The 16183-nt window shown below is 64.7% G+C and carries 17 protein-coding genes; 12 read left to right on the plus strand and 5 right to left on the minus strand.

Annotated features, from left to right (window positions below; all coding sequences use genetic code 11):
• Positions 1–20 precede the first annotated feature (20 nt).
• On the minus strand, positions 21–503 hold the full coding sequence (locus tag LZC95_27510) for a hypothetical protein (protein WXA90197.1): 483 nt from the start codon (positions 501–503) through the stop codon (positions 21–23).
• An 83-nt stretch (positions 504–586) separates the two neighbouring features.
• Here LZC95_27510 and LZC95_27515 point away from each other — a divergent pair, with 83 nt between their 5' ends.
• Both LZC95_27515 and LZC95_27520 read left to right on the plus strand, forming a co-directional pair.
• Positions 587–1186 carry a glutathione S-transferase family protein gene (locus tag LZC95_27515; GenBank protein WXA90198.1) on the plus strand — a complete coding sequence of 200 codons (600 nt, stop codon included), beginning with the start codon at positions 587–589 and terminating at the stop codon, positions 1184–1186.
• A gap of 203 nt (positions 1187–1389) precedes the next feature.
• The gene (locus LZC95_27520) at positions 1390–1680 is read left to right on the plus strand and encodes a hypothetical protein (protein ID WXA90199.1); all 291 of its coding nucleotides are present in this window, start codon (positions 1390–1392) and stop codon (positions 1678–1680) included.
• A 12-nt stretch (positions 1681–1692) separates the two neighbouring features.
• On the opposite strand, the gene LZC95_27525 is transcribed toward LZC95_27520, so the two are convergent.
• Positions 1693–2421, minus strand: coding sequence for a YciI family protein (locus LZC95_27525; protein WXA90200.1), 729 nt, complete (start codon positions 2419–2421; stop codon positions 1693–1695).
• A 147-nt stretch (positions 2422–2568) separates the two neighbouring features.
• Between LZC95_27525 and LZC95_27530 the strand changes: the two genes are divergently transcribed.
• Both LZC95_27530 and LZC95_27535 read left to right on the plus strand, forming a co-directional pair.
• On the plus strand, positions 2569–2883 hold the full coding sequence (locus LZC95_27530) for a hypothetical protein (protein ID WXA90201.1): 315 nt from the start codon (positions 2569–2571) through the stop codon (positions 2881–2883).
• An 18-nt stretch (positions 2884–2901) separates the two neighbouring features.
• Entirely contained in the window at positions 2902–3768 is an 867-nt protein-coding gene (locus tag LZC95_27535) for a hypothetical protein (GenBank protein ID WXA90202.1), read from the plus strand.
• Here the strand turns inward: LZC95_27535 and LZC95_27540 are convergent.
• Positions 3723–4592 (minus strand): dienelactone hydrolase family protein, encoded by an 870-nt coding sequence (locus tag LZC95_27540; protein ID WXA90203.1) that lies wholly within the window; start codon positions 4590–4592, stop codon positions 3723–3725. The two genes, LZC95_27535 and LZC95_27540, sit on opposite strands and share 46 nt — an antisense overlap.
• 101 nt (positions 4593–4693) lie before the next feature.
• On the opposite strand from LZC95_27540, the gene LZC95_27545 reads away from it, so the two are divergent.
• From LZC95_27545 to LZC95_27575, 7 genes are read left to right on the plus strand one after another with little or no spacing between them, the layout of a single operon-like run.
• Positions 4694–5623 carry a helix-turn-helix domain-containing protein gene (locus LZC95_27545; protein ID WXA90204.1) on the plus strand — a complete coding sequence of 310 codons (930 nt, stop codon included), beginning with the start codon at positions 4694–4696 and terminating at the stop codon, positions 5621–5623.
• Between the two features lie 57 nt (positions 5624–5680).
• Positions 5681–6499: a glucose 1-dehydrogenase gene (locus LZC95_27550; protein ID WXA90205.1), complete on the plus strand. Its 819-nt coding sequence runs from the start codon at positions 5681–5683 to the stop codon at positions 6497–6499.
• 47 nt (positions 6500–6546) lie between these two features.
• Positions 6547–8298 (plus strand): SDR family oxidoreductase, encoded by a 1752-nt coding sequence (locus LZC95_27555; GenBank protein ID WXA90206.1) that lies wholly within the window; start codon positions 6547–6549, stop codon positions 8296–8298.
• Entirely contained in the window at positions 8295–8912 is a 618-nt protein-coding gene (locus tag LZC95_27560) for a TetR/AcrR family transcriptional regulator (GenBank protein WXA90207.1), read from the plus strand. Before LZC95_27555 ends, LZC95_27560 begins: the two co-directional genes overlap by 4 nt.
• 31 nt (positions 8913–8943) lie before the next feature.
• The gene (locus tag LZC95_27565; protein WXA90208.1) at positions 8944–9273 is read left to right on the plus strand and encodes a metalloregulator ArsR/SmtB family transcription factor; all 330 of its coding nucleotides are present in this window, start codon (positions 8944–8946) and stop codon (positions 9271–9273) included.
• On the plus strand, positions 9270–9722 hold the full coding sequence (locus LZC95_27570; GenBank protein WXA90209.1) for an SRPBCC domain-containing protein: 453 nt from the start codon (positions 9270–9272) through the stop codon (positions 9720–9722). The genes LZC95_27565 and LZC95_27570 overlap by 4 nt, the downstream gene beginning before the upstream one ends.
• Positions 9723–9765: 43 nt before the next feature.
• Positions 9766–12234, plus strand: a complete 2469-nt coding sequence (locus LZC95_27575) for an excinuclease ABC subunit UvrA (protein WXA90210.1) — start codon at positions 9766–9768, stop codon at positions 12232–12234.
• Here the strand turns inward: LZC95_27575 and LZC95_27580 are convergent.
• Together LZC95_27580 and LZC95_27585 are read right to left on the minus strand one after the other, a co-directional pair.
• A complete protein-coding gene (locus LZC95_27580; protein ID WXA90211.1) occupies positions 12164–12985 on the minus strand; it encodes an SDR family NAD(P)-dependent oxidoreductase in 822 nt (273 codons plus the stop codon). The two genes, LZC95_27575 and LZC95_27580, sit on opposite strands and share 71 nt — an antisense overlap.
• Positions 12986–13000: 15 nt before the next feature.
• On the minus strand, positions 13001–14020 hold the full coding sequence (locus tag LZC95_27585; GenBank protein ID WXA90212.1) for an alpha/beta hydrolase: 1020 nt from the start codon (positions 14018–14020) through the stop codon (positions 13001–13003).
• Positions 14021–14380: 360 nt separating this feature from the next.
• On the opposite strand from LZC95_27585, the gene LZC95_27590 reads away from it, so the two are divergent.
• Positions 14381–16150 carry a thiamine pyrophosphate-binding protein gene (locus LZC95_27590; protein WXA90213.1) on the plus strand — a complete coding sequence of 590 codons (1770 nt, stop codon included), beginning with the start codon at positions 14381–14383 and terminating at the stop codon, positions 16148–16150.
• The last annotated feature ends 33 nt before the right edge of the window (positions 16151–16183 follow it).

The raw sequence follows: 16183 nt of genomic DNA on the forward strand, positions 1-16183 counted from the left end.
GCGCGCGCCCAATCACGCAATCACATGGGCGCGCCGCAGCCGCTGCAAAACTTTGCGTCTTCTCGTTCGAGGTGACGGCATGCCGTGCATCGCACCTTGATCGTCTGCTTCTTCGCGCGGCGCGCGTGGTTTCGCTTGCCACGCCAGAACCCGCGAGCGATGTCCCCGGCTTCCTCGGCCGCGTCTTTTGCGAAGGGAATCGTCTCGCCAGCGATGTAACGCAAGATGCTGCCCGAGCGAGCAAAGAACAAAGCCCTTGCGCCGAAGACGAGGAGGATCCCGCCAATTCCCGCGCACAGAATCCCGGTGAAGGCCGAGCTGCTGTTTTGGTCCATCACCCGATGGGGGTCGGCGAAGAACTCCGACGAGGGACGGAAGAAAACCGAGCCAAATGACAGCACACCCATGAGAAGAAGGATCGCACCGACGACGAGGGCCACCCCGGCAAGTAGAGAAATGGTGGATCTCTTTCGCTCATGATCCGGATCGACACTTCCTCGCACATCGCAAACCTAGCATGGACGAATCCATTGCGAAGGAAGCAAAGCGCGCCACACCACGAGTCTGGCCCGTGTAACATCGAACCATGCTGACCTTTTACCATGCTCCGCAATCGCGGTCCTTTCGCGCTCTCTGGGCTCTGGAGGAACTGGGGATTGCTTATGAGATGAAGCTCGTGAACATTCGGCGCGCCGATGGCTCGGGTGGTGCGGACGAGACCTATCGCGACGTGCATCCGCAACTCAAGGTTCCGGCCATCGTCCACGACGGCGAAACCGTCATCGAATCATCGGCCATTTGCCTTTATCTCTCCGACGCATTTCCCGAAGCCGGATTGGGTCCCCGCGTCGGCGAGCCAGGTCGCGCGGCCTTCGTGAGCTGGTTGGTGTTTTGTGCCGCCTCGCTCGAGCCTGGACTGTCTGGCGCGTTCCACAAGTGGCAGAACATGCCAATGGTCCTCGGCTCGTTCGAAGAGTCGCTTCGATACGTCGAACGAGCTCTCTCGAGCCGTCCCTACATTGCAGGCGACCGATTCACGGCGGCCGACATCATGGTTGCGTCGGCCTTGCAGTTCGGAATGAACGTCACGAAGGTGATTCCCTCGTCTCCCCTTCTCGCGGAGTACTTGGCCCGCTGTACCACGCGCCCAGGATTTCAGCGCGCCCTGGCAAAAGACCGCGGGTGATCCAATAAGGCGCACTGCCGGGGCGGCACGACCCCTTCCAGATCTCCCCATTCCAAGGCCTCCCTGACTTCGGGATCAGGAATTCACGCGCTCGGAGGGCCACTCGCAGCTCGCCGAGACCAATGGCGATGTCGCAGGTCGCTCAAAGATTGCTCTTGCAAGCTGAGCAACGTCAAACAACTAACTGCAACGTGGGAGGGTGAATGCGAGATCACGTGGTGCGGACCGGCGGCTACGCGAATTGCCATCAGCGTGAAGCAGAATCCGCCGTCGCAGGACGAGCTGCACACGGAACTCCAAACCGGCGAAAACGGCACGCGCGACATTTCGCTCATCGCCACGAGTTTCTCATTTCGGATCCCGCGAGCGGCCTCACGCAAGAGTGGAGCAACGTCCAACGGACGTACTGGCTTTCCTACAAGGACATCCACGGGATTGCCGTCAAAAAAGGCGTCGCCACCCTTCCGCACCAGAGCCCGTGGAAGTTCCAATAGACGCAACCTACGTCAGGCGGCTTCGTCATCCGTCTCGACGAGGCGGACATCGATTTCCAGCGTGCCGCCGAGGATCTCGGCGTAGCGCCGGCACATCGCGATCGTCTCGTCCATTCCCGAGAGGTCCATCACGGCAAAGCCGCCGAGCAGCTCTTTCGACTCCGCAAACGGCCCATCGATCGCGCGCATGTCGTTGTTGGTGAACACGAGGCGCTTCGCCTGGTTGCTGGGCTTCAACTGCAACGTTTTGACGAGCACCCCGGCCTTGGTCATTTCGGACTTCAGTCGGGTGAGGTCGGCCTTCTGCTTCGCACTGCGCCCGCCGGATTCGGTGACTTCATCCGCCTTCTCGATGAGGAGGAATTGGAGTGGCGGGTTCTCCGGCGGTGGCATCAGCCCGATGTCCCAGGGCTCGTTCACCTTGCCAAGCTCGATCTCGCCGTTGCCGAGGATCTTGCCGTAGCGCTCCGCCCAACCGATGGCCTGCTCGCGGGTCTCCACCTTCAACTGCAGCATCGCGGAGGGCAGCTCGTGCTCGCCCTGGTAGGGGCCGTGCTTCACCGTACAGCGCCCGTCGCGGAAAAGGAGGCGCGTGCGCGATTTGCTGCCACTCAGGCCGGCGCCATCGACGAAGCGACCGCTCTTCGCGTACTCGCCGATGAACGCGCCCATCTTGGTGACCAACTCCATCGGCGGCGGCTGCCCCGCTTCGGTCTGCGGATCGTTTTTGTGCATGATCATGAAACGCATGTTCGACTCCTGGGTGGACCGGCGGCTGCCGGCGTTTCCAATGACACGACGAACGGCGCCCCGGTCAAGCGACAAAGAGGGACGATCTTTTTGTAAGTGCGCGAAACCTGGGGTCTTTTTTTTCGCTACCCTCGAAGCATGCACGACATTCGAGAAGGTACGTGTCCCCTCTGCCATCACAATGAAATCGTGCGGGCGATGCCGCGAGCCATCGACGATAGCGACGACGCAGGCTCCTACATGCTCACCGTCACGCACGCCCGAACCGCGCAGCTATCCGGGATGGTCTTCAGCCTGAGGCCTCCGGTGGCCTTCGGCATCATCGAAGCCTACGTTTGTCGCCGCTGCGGCTTCGTTCAGACGTTTGCACGCGAGCCGGAGAAAATCCCCATTGGCGAGAAGTTCGAGACCACCCTCGTCCGCGGACCTCAAAACCGAGACGCTTATCGCTAACATGGCGAGGGCACGCCCATGAGTTACGACCTTCACTTTCGCCCCCGCAACGCCTCGCCATCGTCCATGGACGAGATGCGGAGATGGTTCGAAAAGCGCGCTCGCTACCGCTTCCACGGCACCCCGAGCAGCGGCCAAGCCGCCTACGCGAACGAAGCCACGGGCGTCCATTTTCAGTTTGACTTCGAGGCCGTCGATCAGGACCCCGAGGCTCCGGCCGTGCTGCCCATTGCGTTCAACATGAACTATTTCCGCCCGCATGTGTTCGCCCTGGAGGCGGAGCCCGAGATCGCGGCGTTCGTGCGGCATTTCGACCTGGGCGTCGACGATCCGCAGGGCGTCATCGCGGGCATCGACTACGACGGAGCCGGGTTTCTTCGAGGCTGGGACGAAGGCAACCGCGCAGCCTCCCGCATCTTGCTGAAAGGGAACGACGAGTCACCGTGGACCTTGCCCTCGGCCGACATCGCCAGCACCTGGCGTTGGAACATCGCCACGGAGGCTCTGACGAAACACATGGACGACGAGCTCATTGCCTGCTTCGTCCCGAGGATTTTGCTCCTTCGGTCCGATCTGGCGCCGGGGCGTGTGCTGCGTGCGGTCGCGTGGGATGGAAGCTGTGGCATCCTCCTGCCCGAGGTCGACTTGGTCGTCCGCAGCAACAACGAAGGCGGTCTGGGCTACATCTGGATGCAGGATCTCACCGCCGTGCTTCCGCCCTCGAATGCATGGCCCGATCCCCCTGCCCGCATGCTTCCCGTGGAGCAGCTTGGCGATGCACTTCCGGCGCGCATGAAGGGCCTATTTCAGCCTTTCCAGGCCACGCGTCTCGAGACGGGTCAGGTGCTCGATGCGGAGCTCGTCGCGTCATCGAGGGCGGGCTGACGTGCAAGCTCGTGAAGGCGCCGCGCGAAGAAGGCGAGAATCTCGTCGCGCGCAGCCAGGGTTGGCTGGCCCGCCTCGTCGATGAGGTGCGCGGTCACCACGCTGTGCGGGCAGCCCACGTGCTGCGCGAAGAACGGAGCAACGTCGGTGTTGGCGGCGCTGTCCGGAAGAACGCGCCCCACGAAGCGTTTGCCGAGAGCACCGGCGTACGCGGCAAAGCGTTGGGCCGTGCAGAATCGGTCTCCTTCGAATCGATAGGCGAGTACCGTGAGATTCTCCCGTTCGAGACGTTCGCGGACGATCTCGAGCTCGCCGGGCGCGATTTCGACCCCCGCGGGATCGTCGAGCGGCAGCGCGGGCTGGCACAATACCGGTGCCAGCATCGAGCGTTCGAGCATCATCGACAGGGCAAAGTTTCCCGTGAAGCACATACCGATGGCGCCGACGCCGGGGCCGCCACACTCTTCGTGCGCGAGCCGGGCCAGGGCCCTGAGCCATCGGGTCGCGGGGCTCGATTCGTTGGCGGCGAAGGCACGGAACTCCGCGCTGACGCACGCGCGCCGGAACACCTCGGCACCTTCCTTGGCACCGGGTACGGCACCATCGCGGCCAAAGAGCGACGGCATGTAGACCGTAAACCCGGCGTCGCGAACCCACCGGCTGAAACGCGCGACATGAGGGCTGATGCCGGGCATCTCGGTCATCACGATCACGGCTGGGCCCGTCCCCATCCGATGCACCGTCTTGGCGATGCCTTCGAGCGTGACGTGGCGATGCTCGAAGTCGTCCAGCGGATCGTCTTGCTTCATGCTGCGTTCCGTCATCGTGCGCGCTCCTTTTTCGAGGCCATGTTCCGTCACAGGATTGCCCCGGGGCGCGTCTGAGCACTAGTGTCGAATAAGACATACTTCAGGGATATCTCGCCATGCGCAACGTCACGGTTCTCGAGCTACCCGGTGGCATGGCCTCGAGCCTTGCCATCGCCTTGGACGCGCTAAAAGCCGCCAATGTGCTTTGCGTGCATGCGGGCCGGCGGGCGCCCTTCGAGATCCGCTCGCTGAAGGTCACTCGCGCGAGCAGCTGCACGTTTGGCAGCGGCGATATCGTCATCGTCCCGGGATTGGGCGGCTTTTCGGAGGCCGATTTGACGGCGCGCCTTTCCACGCCGATGGTGCGGCGGGCCGTTCGCCTCGTCGAGGAGGCTCGCTCGGCAGGAGCCGTGGTCGCCGCCTCGTGCGCGGGGACGTTCATCCTTGCCGAGGCGGGATTGCTCGCCGGCCGGCGCGCGACGACCACGTGGTGGTTGGCGCCCACGTTCCGCAAGCGCTACCCCGACGTCGAGCTCTGCGCCGAACAGGTGGTGGTGGCCGATTGGCCCATCGCAACGGCCGGCGCGGCGATGGCCCAGATGGACCTGATGCTCGCGGTGATTGCCAAGTTCGCGGGAACGCGAACGGCGGAGGACTGCGCGCGGTATCTGCTCATCGATCGCCGAGCGTCCCAGGTCCCTTACATGGCCATGACGTTCCTGGCCGGCCAGGACGAGCAAATCGCGCGGGCCGAGAGCTGGCTGCGGAAAAACATCGAGCGCGAAGTCACGATGGACGACCTGGCCGCCGCCGCCGGATTGACGTCGCGCACATTTGCGCGCCGCTTGCACACGGTATGCGGGATGTCGCCGGTCCGATTTGCGCAGAGGATCCGCGGCGAGGTCGCGACGATGCTTCTCGAGACCACCCGCCTTTCGATCGACGAAATCGCCCAGCGTGTGGGCTACGCGGAACCGTCCACACTGCGGCGACTGCTGCGCCGCGATACGAGCCACCCGCCCTCGAGGCTGCGGCGACCGGGTTAGGAGGGCGCGCGACGCCGATCGCGAAGAACGCATCAGACGCCGAGAGCGATCCAAATCATGACGGACTACACCCGAGTATTTCGTCTCGACGGCAAAGCTGCGCTTGTCACGGGTGCGGCCCGCGGTCTGGGCGCCGAGATCGCCGGTGCGCTGGCGCAGGCGGGGGCCAAAGTGCTGGTCACCGACATTGCGGATGACGGGGCCTACGCGACCGCTCAGGCCATCCGCGCATCCGGCGGGACCGCCGAGCACCTGGTTCAGGACGTCACCATCGAGCCGCAATGGGAAGCTGCGATCGCCGTGGCGGTCAGAAAGCTGGGCGGGCTCGACATCCTCGTGAACGACGCGGGCATCGAGAGCAGCGCGATGCTGGCGCAGTGCAGCCTGGAAGACTTCCGACGCCTCCACTCGGTCAATGTGGAGGGCGTATTTCTCGGCATCAAGCACGCCGTACGCGCGATGTCCCCGGGCGGTGCGGCGGGCAAGGGCGGCTCGATTGTCAACCTTTCGTCGGTCGCCGGAATGATCGGCGTCACCGCGAAAGGCGCATACTGCACCACCAAGGGTGCTGTGCGCGCCCTCACGAAGGCCGCTGCCGTGGAATGCGGCCGGATGGGCACGGGCATTCGGGTCAACTCGATCCATCCCGGCCTGATTCTCACGGAGATGGGCAAGCAATTCGTGAACAGTTACGTGGAACAGGGCCTCGCGCCCGACCGCGATGCCGCGCTTGCAGCGCTACTGGCCCTGCATCCAATGGGCCGCTTGGGCGAGCCTCGCGATATCGCGGCGGCGGCCTTGTATCTGGCATCGGACGCAGCGAAGTGGGTGACCGGCGCCGAATTGGTGGTCGATGGCGGCGTTGCCGCCGCGTGAACCGCGGCGCTATTGACAATGTGTCTAATAGCGCTACGCCTTCGTCCATGAACGAGCTTCGTGTCTCAGGCAGCGGCGGGGCGTCCCTGTACGTGCGCACGTGGGGCGATTCCCGACAGCCCGCGCTCGTACTCGTCCACGGCTATCCGGACAATTCGGACGTCTGGTCGCGCGTGATCCCTGCCCTTTCCGCACGCTTCTTCGTCGTGGCGTACGACGTGCGCGGGGCGGGCCGCTCGAGCGCAGGCTCGATGTTCGGCGGCTACGCCCTCGAGCACCTGGTGGGCGATCTCCACGCGGTGATCGAGGCCACCGTTCCCGATGGACGCAAGGTCCACCTCGTCGGCCACGATTGGGGCTCGATCCAAGCCTGGGAAGCCGTCTTCGACGAACGCACGAAAGACCGCCTTGCCTCGTTCACGACGTTCGGCGCACCGTGCCTGGATCACGCGGCGTGGTGGATCCGCAAGCGCCTGGGCCTCCCCCCGAGAAAGCTCGTGGAGCTTGCCGGACAACTCGCCCGCTCCTGGTACATCTTCGCCTTTCAGGCGCCGCTCCTCGCACCGCTTGCGTGGAAAGGTGGCATCGCCAAGGCGTGGCCGTGGCTGCTGCGGCTCGATGGCGCGAAGCACCCCGAGGTGAACCCGACGCAGGCCGAAGATGGGGCGCGCGGCGTGTGGCTCTATCGCGCGAACTTCGCGCAGAAGCTTCTTCACCCGCGTGAAGCAAGGACGGATCTGCCTGTGCAAACGATCGCGAGCACGAACGATCCGTTCGTCTCCCCGGCGCTGTACGAGGAACTCGCGCTGCGCGTCCCCAATCTGTGGCGTCGCGACTTGAAGGCCGGTCACTGGACGCCGCTCAGCCACCCCGCCGAGCTCGCGCGCTGGATTGGAGAGTTCGTCGATCAGGTGGAGAACAAGGCCGAGAGTCCGGCACTCGCGAGCGCGCGAACGCATGCCCGTGCGCTCGCCACCACGAAAGGGCGCTTCGACGGCCGACTGGTGCTCGTCACCGGTGCCGGGAGCGGCATCGGCCAGAAGACGGCCCTCGCGTTCGCGAACCTCGGCGCCACGGTCGTGGCGGTGGATCGCGACGAGGCCACGGCAAGAGGTACCGCGGAGCTCTGCGAGGCCTCCGGCGCGCGTGCACACGCGTATGCCGTGGATGTCGCCGACCGCGCGGGAATGGAGAAGCTCGCCCACGAGGTCATGGGCGCGCACGGCGTGCCGTACGTCGTCGTGAACAATGCGGGAATCGGCCTAGCCGGCTCGTTTCTCGACACGTCGCTCGATGATTTCCAGCGCGTGCTCGACGTGAACCTCTGGGGCGTGATTCACGGCGCAAAACTCTTCGGCGACGCCATGGCGAAGAGCGGCGTCGGCGGCCATATCGTCAATGTGGCCTCGCTCGCCGCCTACGCGCCGTCGCGCACCCTTTCGGCATATTGCACGAGCAAGGCGGCCGTGCTGATGCTCAGCGAGTGCATGCGCGCCGACCTCGCATCCTCGGGCGTGAATGTCACGGCCATCTGCCCCGGCTTCGTGAACACCAATATCACGCGAACGACACGCTTCGTCGGCGAGAGCGAAGACGGCGAGGCCAAACGCCGCGCGAAAACGTCGGCACTCTATGCACGGCGCAACTACGGCCCGCAGGGCGTCGCGCACGCCATCGTTCGCGCCTGCATCGACGACCGCCCCGTGGTGCCGGTGACCGCCGAGGCCAAGGTGTTCGCGGCACTCGGCCGCATCTCGCCCGACGCGCTCCGCCTCGCCGCGAAAATCGACCCGGCGTGACGCGGCGGCGGCTCGATCCCGAAGAGCGCCGCGGTGAGCTCATCGCCGCAGCGCTGCGCCTCCTCGCCAAGCGGCCCGCGCATGCCATCTTGCCGGAGGACGTGACCCGCGAGGCGGAGGTCTCCCGCGCCCTCTTCTACCGCTACTTCTCGAGCGTGGAAGAGCTCGAGCTCGCGGCGTTGCGCAATGTCGCCGAACGCCTGCCCTTCCTCCCGCCGCCGAACGCATCGCTCCGCGAGCAAGTCGTGCAAGCCATCCACGCGTTCTTCGATTTTGCTGCCATGCTCAAGGGGCCGACGATCGCGCTGCTCGGCCACGGGCCACGCGCATCGCCCAAAGCGCACGAGCTCATCGAGGCGGGGCGCGATCGCATCGTCGCCATCATGTGCGAGCGCGCGGGCATCACCAAACCGAGCCCGCTCGTCGAGCTGACGCTTCGATCGTGGACCGGTGTGGTCGACCGGGCCGTGGTGGGCTGGCTCGAAAAGGGCGACAAGCCGATCCCGCGCACCGAGCTCGAGGCGTGGCTTCTCGAGGAGCTCGTGCACATGCTCGAGCCGGTCGTCCGGCGCGAGCGCCTCACGATCCCGTGGTCCGCCTCCAGGCGCGCTTGACAATCGATAAGTTAAAACTTATCTATCATCCATGCAGGTTGCACTCGCGGCCGAAAACAAGATTTTCCAGGCACTGGCGGATCCCAGCCGACGGGCGATCTTCGAGTCGCTCACGCGGGGTGAGGCGGCGGTGAAGGATCTCACGGCGCGCTTCGAGATTTCGCAGCCGGCGATCTCGCAGCATCTGGCCGCGTTGAAAGACGCTGGGCTCGTGAGCGGCCGGCGCGAGGGGCGAAGCGTCTATTACCGGGTGGAGCCGCGCGGGTTGAAGCCACTCATCGATTGGATTGCGCACTACCAAGCCTTCTGGACCGAGCATGTCGGTCGCCTCGAAAAGCTTTTGGAGAAGATGGACGAATGACCCTTGCCGACAAAACCGCGCCGTCGCAGACGGAACGCCTTTCCTTCGAATTCGAGTTTCGTCATTCGCCCGCGAAGGTGTGGCGCGCGCTCACCGATCCCGTGTTGCTCGCGGAGTGGCTTCTGCCCGTCGTCGGTCTCGAGCTTGCGCCGGGGGCCGCATTCACGTTCACGGCGCAGCCGATGCCGGGTTGGGACGGCCGCGTGAATTGCCGCATGCTCGAAATCGAAGAGGGTCGGAAGATCAGCTACACGTGGGTCGTCGGCGACATGGACACAGTCGTGACGTTCACGCTCACGCCAACGGAAACGAAAACGGGAACGGGCACGCGGCTTTCCCTCCTGCACACGGGCTTCAAGCCCACCCAGAAGCAGAACTTCGGCGGGGCGCGTTACGGGTGGAAGTTGATGGGCGGAAAGCTCGTCGACCTGCTCGAGAAAACTCCATGAGCCGGGTTCACACCGTCGACAGTCAATGACAACATCGCAAATCATGGCCTCCCCTAACCATCCGCACAAAGCCGACAGCCACGACTTGATCCGCGTCCAGGGTGCTCGAGAGAACAACCTGAAGGACGTCAGTGTAGAGATCCCCAAGCGGCGGCTGACGGTGTTCACCGGCGTATCGGGATCGGGTAAGTCGTCGCTGGTGTTCGGCACCATCGCGGCCGAGTCGCAGCGGCTCATCAACGAGACCTACAGCACCTTCGTGCAGGGCTTCATGCCGACCCTCGGCCGGCCCGAGGTCGACGTGCTCGAAGGGCTGACCACCGCGATCAGCGTCGACCAGGAGCGAATGGGCGGAAACCCGCGCTCGACGGTCGGCACGGCCACCGACGCCAGCGCGATGCTGCGCGTGCTGTGGAGCCGTCTGGGCAAGCCGCACATCGGCTCGTCCAACGCCTTCTCCTTCAACGTTCCGTCGGTGCGAGCAGCCGGCTCGATTACCGTCGAAAAGGCAGGCGGGAAGACCGAGAAGGTCATCTTCAACCGCGCCGGCGGCATGTGCCCGCGATGCGAGGGCATGGGCTCGGTGAGCGACATCGACCTGTCGCAGCTCTACGACGACAAGAAATCGCTCAACGAGGGAGCGCTCACCATTCCCGGCTACAGCATGGATGGCTGGTACGGCCGCATCTTCAGGGGCTGTGGCTTCTTCGACCCGGACAAGGCGATCCGCAAGTTCTCCAAGAAGGAGCTGCACGACCTGCTCCACAAGGAGCCGACCAAGATCAAGGTCGACGGCATCAACCTGACGTACACGGGCCTCATCCCGCAGATTCAGAAATCGTTCCTCTCCAAGGACGTCGATTCGCTGCAGCCGCACGTCCGCGCGTTCGTGGAGCGCGCGGTCACGTTCGCCACGTGCCCCGAGTGCAAGGGCACCCGGCTCAACGAGGCTGCGCGGTCGTCCAAGATCAAGGGCATCAACATCGCCGAGGCCTGTGCGATGCAGATCAACGAGCTGGCCGAGTGGGTGCGCGGCTTGAAGGAGCCCTCGGTCGCGCCGCTCTTGGCGACGCTGGGGCACACGCTCGACTCGTTCGTGGAGATCGGGCTCGGCTACCTGAGTCTCGATCGGCCGTCGGGCACCCTGTCGGGTGGTGAGGCGCAGCGCACCAAGATGATCGGCCACCTCGGCTCGTCGCTCACGGACGTGACCTATGTCTTCGACGAGCCCACGATCGGGCTGCACCCGCACGATATCCAGCGGATGAACGACTTGCTGCTGCGGTTGCGGGACAAGGGCAACACGGTCCTCGTGGTCGAACACAAGCCGGAGACGATCGCGATCGCCGACCACGTCATCGATCTCGGTCCCGGCGCCGGAAGCGGCGGCGGTGAGGTGGTCTTCCAGGGCACCGTCGACGGGCTCCGGGCCAGCGGCACGCTCACCGGGCGTCACCTGAGCGATCGGGCCTCGCTGAAGCCGTCGGTGCGAAAGCCGTCGGGGGTGATGAAGGTGCGCGGTGCCCGCACGCACAATCTGAAGAATGTCGACGTCGACATCCCCCTCGGCGTGCTGGTGGTCATCACCGGCGTGGCGGGATCGGGTAAGAGCTCGCTGATCCACGGCTCGGTGTCGGGCCGGGAGGGGGTCGTATCGGTCGATCAGGCCCCGATCCGTGGCTCGCGCCGGAGCAACCCCGCCACGTACACCGATCTGCTGGAGCCGATCCGCAAGGCGTTCGCGAAGGCCAACGGCGTGAAGCCGGCCCTGTTCAGCGCCAACTCCGAGGGCGCCTGTCCGACGTGCAACGGTGCCGGTGTAATCTACACGGACCTGGTGATGATGGCCGGCGTCAGCACGGTCTGCGAAGATTGCGCGGGCCGGCGGTTTCAGGCGTCGGTGCTGAACTATCGGCTCGGAAAGCTCAACATCGCCGAGGTGCTCGATCTTTCCGTACAGGAGGCCGTCAGCTTCTTCGGCACGGGCGACGCGCGTACGCCGGCCGCGCACGCGATTCTGCAGCGCATGGCCGATGTGGGGCTCGGCTACCTGCGACTCGGCCAGCCGCTCACCACGCTCTCGGGTGGCGAGCGACAGCGGCTCAAGCTTGCGACGCACATGGGGGAGGACGGCGGCGTTTACGTGCTCGATGAGCCGACCACCGGCTTGCACTTGGCCGATCTCGAGCAGCTGCTCGGGCTCTTGGATCGGCTGGTGGACTCCGGCAAGTCGGTCATCGTGATCGAGCACCACCTGGCCGTGATGGCGCACGCCGATTGGATGATCGACCTCGGACCGGGCGCGGGCCACGATGGCGGGCGAGTCGTCTTCGAGGGTCCGCCGGCCGACCTGGTGGCGGCGAAGTCGACACTGACCGGCGAGCATCTGGCGGCGTTCGTGGGCAGCCCTGCCCGCCCCGATCGCGGAAAAAACGGCGACGTCACTCATCGTCCGGGCCGAGTCGGACGCGACGCACGAGGCGATCGCGAAGGAAAGCGGGCAACGCGCTAAGCACGCGCATCGCCTGCACCACGGAAAAAGGGAAATCGATGCGCGCCGGCGCCTTTGGCAACCGGCGCACGATAAAATGGGCCGCGTCGTCGGCGCTCCACACCATCGGGGGCTGCATCGAAAAGGCATCGGCGAACGGGGTGCGAACGAAGCCCGGGTGCACGGCGGTGGCATGAACACCGCTGTCCCCAAGCTCGATGCGAAGATTGTCGAGAAAGGTCGTGAGCCCGGCCTTGGTCGCACGGTATCCGCTGCCTCCCGGCGTGGGCCCGTAAACGGCCACGGAGCTGATGCCCACCAGATGGCCGCGGCCGCGGCGCACCATCTCGGGCAGCACGGCCGTCAAGGTGGCCAACGCACCGGTGAAATTCGTCGCGAAGAGCGGCGACATCTTTTCCCAGCTCAACGAGCGCGCCGGCTGCGGCCATCCAATGCCGGCATTGGCAACGACGAGGTCCAAGCCTCCAACGTCCGCGTCGACCCGGCGAATCGCGGCCACGGTGTCGTCCGGTCGCGTGACGTCCAGTTCGAGCACACGGGCACTTCCGCGGCGCGCCCGGATCGAGCGGGCCGTCGCCTCGAGCAGTTCGATGCGCCGGGCCGCGAGGACGACCTCGGTGCCACCTTCGGCAAGCCGATGCGCGAGCGCGGCGCCGATGCCGCTCGATGCCCCCGTAACGAGAGCCGTTCGCCATGGGGTCGGTCGCGCAAGGCTCGGTTTTCCCACTTGGATGTGGGACAGATTCGCCATATCGAGGTCCCCGCGTCAATGCGCGTTCAGAAAACTCAGCACGGCCGTCTGGTATTCGGTGTTGAACGGGGCCTTTTCGATGCGCGGCGTATGGTTCGCCCCCGCAATGCGCACGAGCTCCGCGCGCCCGTGGCCAATGCTCCCGTACGAGGCTTGAAGGTCCTCGGCATCGGATTGCGTCGCGATGTCGTCCACCGTCCCCTGGATGATGAGGCCTGGAGCACGCGCATGGGTCGGGTCGAACCACGGAAGCCCATGGGTATGTGCAAGCATCGGGTCCACGGCGTAGGTTCCCGGTTGCTTGGCGAAGATCTCAGCCGCGACGGGCTCGGGTGAGCGCGGCGCGATGTTGAAGTACATGGCCTCGGTCACGTTCATATAGCCCTTCGGCTGATTGTCGATCATCGCGATGAACGCCGGGTCGAAGTACACGGAGGTGAAGAACGGAGTCCCGGTTCGGTAAATCATCGACGACATGACGCAAGTGCGCGCCGCCGGATCGGCACAGAGTTCGGCAGCCACGGCCCCTCCGTTCGCCTCCCCCAGAACGTCCACCCGGGGAACGCCGCGGAGAACGCGAATCGCATTCAACACCATGCGACCTTCGTCCACCAGGAACGAATGGGTTACGGAATGGCCATCGTCGGGGTAACTGCTCTCGCCACTTCCCTCGGAATCGATGGCAAAGGTAAAAAATCCTGCCTTTGCGAGATCGCTCTGAAAGCGGTAACCGTCCACGTCGATGTCGTAGAAGTTTGACTTCACGATGGTGCCCGGCAAGAGCAACACGACGCGCCGCTCGGGCCGAAGCCAACTCCGCAACGTGAACTTCTCCACGGCGTGCACCCGTCGCCTGGGACCGACCGTGACGAAATGGTCGAGCGTGTAAACCCGGTCGAGCTCTCCTTCCGTCTTGACGAGTGCGGATCGATCGTCCGGCGAGGGGGAGCCCTCCCCTTCTGAAGACCCCGCGCAGCCTGCAAAAGTGGCCACGCACGTCACCACGCCTATCCATTTGCCAGACGGCCAATTCATATTCTTGTCTCCCCTTGGCGTTCGTATGGATGGCCGCACGCCAATACGCACACGGCCGAGGCGTTACCTTTGCGATTCTGTTTGAAATGGTCAAGGAGGCGTTCAATTAAATAGTCTCGGCACGATTCGCCAACGCAGGCATTTTCTCGGCAACCAAATCGCGATTTCGGCCGAACTACATTTTAAAGACCGGCCGAATCCGCATTTGCGCGCAACCCGCGAATTCGGGGGACCGACATACTTTGCGTGCGAAAAAGGCATCATCCGCAAGCACGAATAAGTCACCCGTCGGATACGGATTTTAGCAACCGAGGGACGCTCGTGCCGATTGGCGCGTGCTCCTATTGGTTGAGGTAGCCCATGAACGAAATGTTCGAGATTTCCGCTCAGGAGGTGGGGCCGCCGCCATCACGCCGCCCATCGCCCGGGCCTGGTGTACCCCGAGCGCCCGAATGCGCAACCGACCGGGCTGAAAAAACGCGTTGCGCCGACCGGCTCGTGGATGTCTTGGAGCGGGCGGGCGTCGACACCATTTATGGTGTACCGGGTGGTGCCATCAGTCCCATTTACGATGCGCTCATGGACCATCCCGGCATTCGCGTCGTGCACGCACGGCATGAAACGAGCGCTGTCTTCATGGCCATTGGGCACACGAGGCTCCGCCCCAAGGCACTCCCCTGCGTGCTCGTGACGTCGGGTCCGGGTGTCACGAATTGCGTCACCGGATTGGCTGCCGCGCAAGGAGAGGGTGTACCCGTGGTCGTGCTCGGTGGCGAAGTCCCCCGAAGCAAGTTCGGTCGCCGCGCGCTGCAGGAGGGAAGCAACGAGACCATCGACGTGGTGAACATCGTGCGTACGGTGACGCGCTCCGCGGCCAGCGTCACGATACCGGGCCAGGCGCCGTATCAACTCGCCATGGCCATCGACCGGGCGCGCTCCGAACGCGGTCCCGTTTTCTTGTCGCTTCCGCTGGACGTGGCCATCGCTCCGGTTCCGGCGGTCCAATTCGCGCGCCCGCCGCGGCCACGCCCCAAGCTCGAGGGGGCGCGGCTCGAGGATGCCGCACACGCCCTCCGAAAGGCCGAGCGCCCTCTCCTTCTCGTAGGCTCCGGCGCACGGAGAGCCGCCGGCGAAGTTCGAGCTATGGCGGAGACTCTGCGGATTCCCGTGATCACGTCACCCAAGGCCAAAGGAATCGTGCCCGAAAGCGCTCCCTATTGCCTTGGAGTCTTTGGTTACGGAGGCCACGTTTCGGCCCTCGAGCACCTCCAGCAGAATCCGCCGGACGTCGTGCTCGCATTGGGCTGCGGCCTCACCGAGCCCAGTACGAACAGCTGGTCCACACTGTTGCAAGCCTCGCGCACGATGATCCAAGTGGATATCGACCCGACGCAATTTGGGCGGAACTACCGCGCCGATCTCGCCCTCGAGGCCGACGTGGAGGACGTGGTGCGCGAACTTCGCGTGCGGCTCGCCGGTCGCGCTCCGTGGGGAGGCCCCCTCCGTGGCGTGCGGTACTTCGAGCCGGAAAAGCTCGAGCAGGATCGGAGCCCGCTCCCTCCCGCGCGAATCCTGCGCGTACTCCAAGAGGAAATGCCACCGAGCACGGTCTATACGTCCGACATTGGGGAGCATCTTCTGTTCGCGCTGCACTATTTGCAATTGTCCTTGCCGGATCAATTCATTGCTTCGTACGCGCTCGGATCCATGGGCTCGGGCATCTGCGCGGCCATCGGTGCAAAGCTCGCCGCGCCGGAGCGAAACGTGGTTGCCATCTGCGGCGACTACGGTTTCCAGATGTACGGTATGGACCTCAACACCTGCGTGCAGGAACGCCTCGGCGTCGTCTTCGTGGTGATGAACGATGACCGAATGCGCATGGTCGAAGCGGGCGTCGAGCGCATCTACAAGCGCACCTTTCCGATGCACGGCCCGCGGGTCAACTTCGCCGAAATCGCACGCGCCCACGGCGCCCAGGGCTTCGTCGCAACCACCGTCGAGGAGCTGCGCACCGCCGCAAGGAGCATCCGCCCGAGCATCCCCACGGTCATCGACGTCCGCGTCGACCCCACCGCAGCATTTCCAATGAATGCGCGGGTGCAGGAGATCAGCAACTTCACATCGGGTTGACGTGCGGTATCACCCGCCATGCGGCGGTCCGAG

This window comes from Sorangiineae bacterium MSr12523 (assembly GCA_037157775.1).
In the GTDB taxonomy this organism is placed as follows: Bacteria; Myxococcota_A; Polyangia; order Polyangiales; family Polyangiaceae; genus Pendulispora; species Pendulispora brunnea.

Bases quoted from the DNA above. Each gene is read 5' to 3' on its own strand.
- LZC95_27515 (WXA90198.1), top strand. From the start codon at position 587: ATGCTGACCTTTTACCATGCTCCGCAATCGCGGTCCTTTCGCGCTCTC.
- LZC95_27520 (WXA90199.1), top strand. From the start codon at position 1,390: ATGCGAGATCACGTGGTGCGGACCGGCGGCTACGCGAATTGCCATCAG.
- LZC95_27525 (WXA90200.1), bottom strand. From the start codon at position 2,421: ATGATCATGCACAAAAACGATCCGCAGACCGAAGCGGGGCAGCCGCCG.
- LZC95_27530 (WXA90201.1), top strand. From the start codon at position 2,569: ATGCACGACATTCGAGAAGGTACGTGTCCCCTCTGCCATCACAATGAA.
- LZC95_27535 (WXA90202.1), top strand. From the start codon at position 2,902: ATGAGTTACGACCTTCACTTTCGCCCCCGCAACGCCTCGCCATCGTCC.
- LZC95_27540 (WXA90203.1), bottom strand. From the start codon at position 4,592: ATGACGGAACGCAGCATGAAGCAAGACGATCCGCTGGACGACTTCGAG.
- LZC95_27545 (WXA90204.1), top strand. From the start codon at position 4,694: ATGCGCAACGTCACGGTTCTCGAGCTACCCGGTGGCATGGCCTCGAGC.
- LZC95_27550 (WXA90205.1), top strand. From the start codon at position 5,681: ATGACGGACTACACCCGAGTATTTCGTCTCGACGGCAAAGCTGCGCTT.
- LZC95_27555 (WXA90206.1), top strand. From the start codon at position 6,547: ATGAACGAGCTTCGTGTCTCAGGCAGCGGCGGGGCGTCCCTGTACGTG.
- LZC95_27565 (WXA90208.1), top strand. From the start codon at position 8,944: ATGCAGGTTGCACTCGCGGCCGAAAACAAGATTTTCCAGGCACTGGCG.
- LZC95_27570 (WXA90209.1), top strand. From the start codon at position 9,270: ATGACCCTTGCCGACAAAACCGCGCCGTCGCAGACGGAACGCCTTTCC.
- LZC95_27575 (WXA90210.1), top strand. From the start codon at position 9,766: ATGGCCTCCCCTAACCATCCGCACAAAGCCGACAGCCACGACTTGATC.
- LZC95_27580 (WXA90211.1), bottom strand. From the start codon at position 12,985: ATGGCGAATCTGTCCCACATCCAAGTGGGAAAACCGAGCCTTGCGCGA.
- LZC95_27585 (WXA90212.1), bottom strand. From the start codon at position 14,020: ATGAATTGGCCGTCTGGCAAATGGATAGGCGTGGTGACGTGCGTGGCC.
- LZC95_27590 (WXA90213.1), top strand. From the start codon at position 14,381: ATGAACGAAATGTTCGAGATTTCCGCTCAGGAGGTGGGGCCGCCGCCA.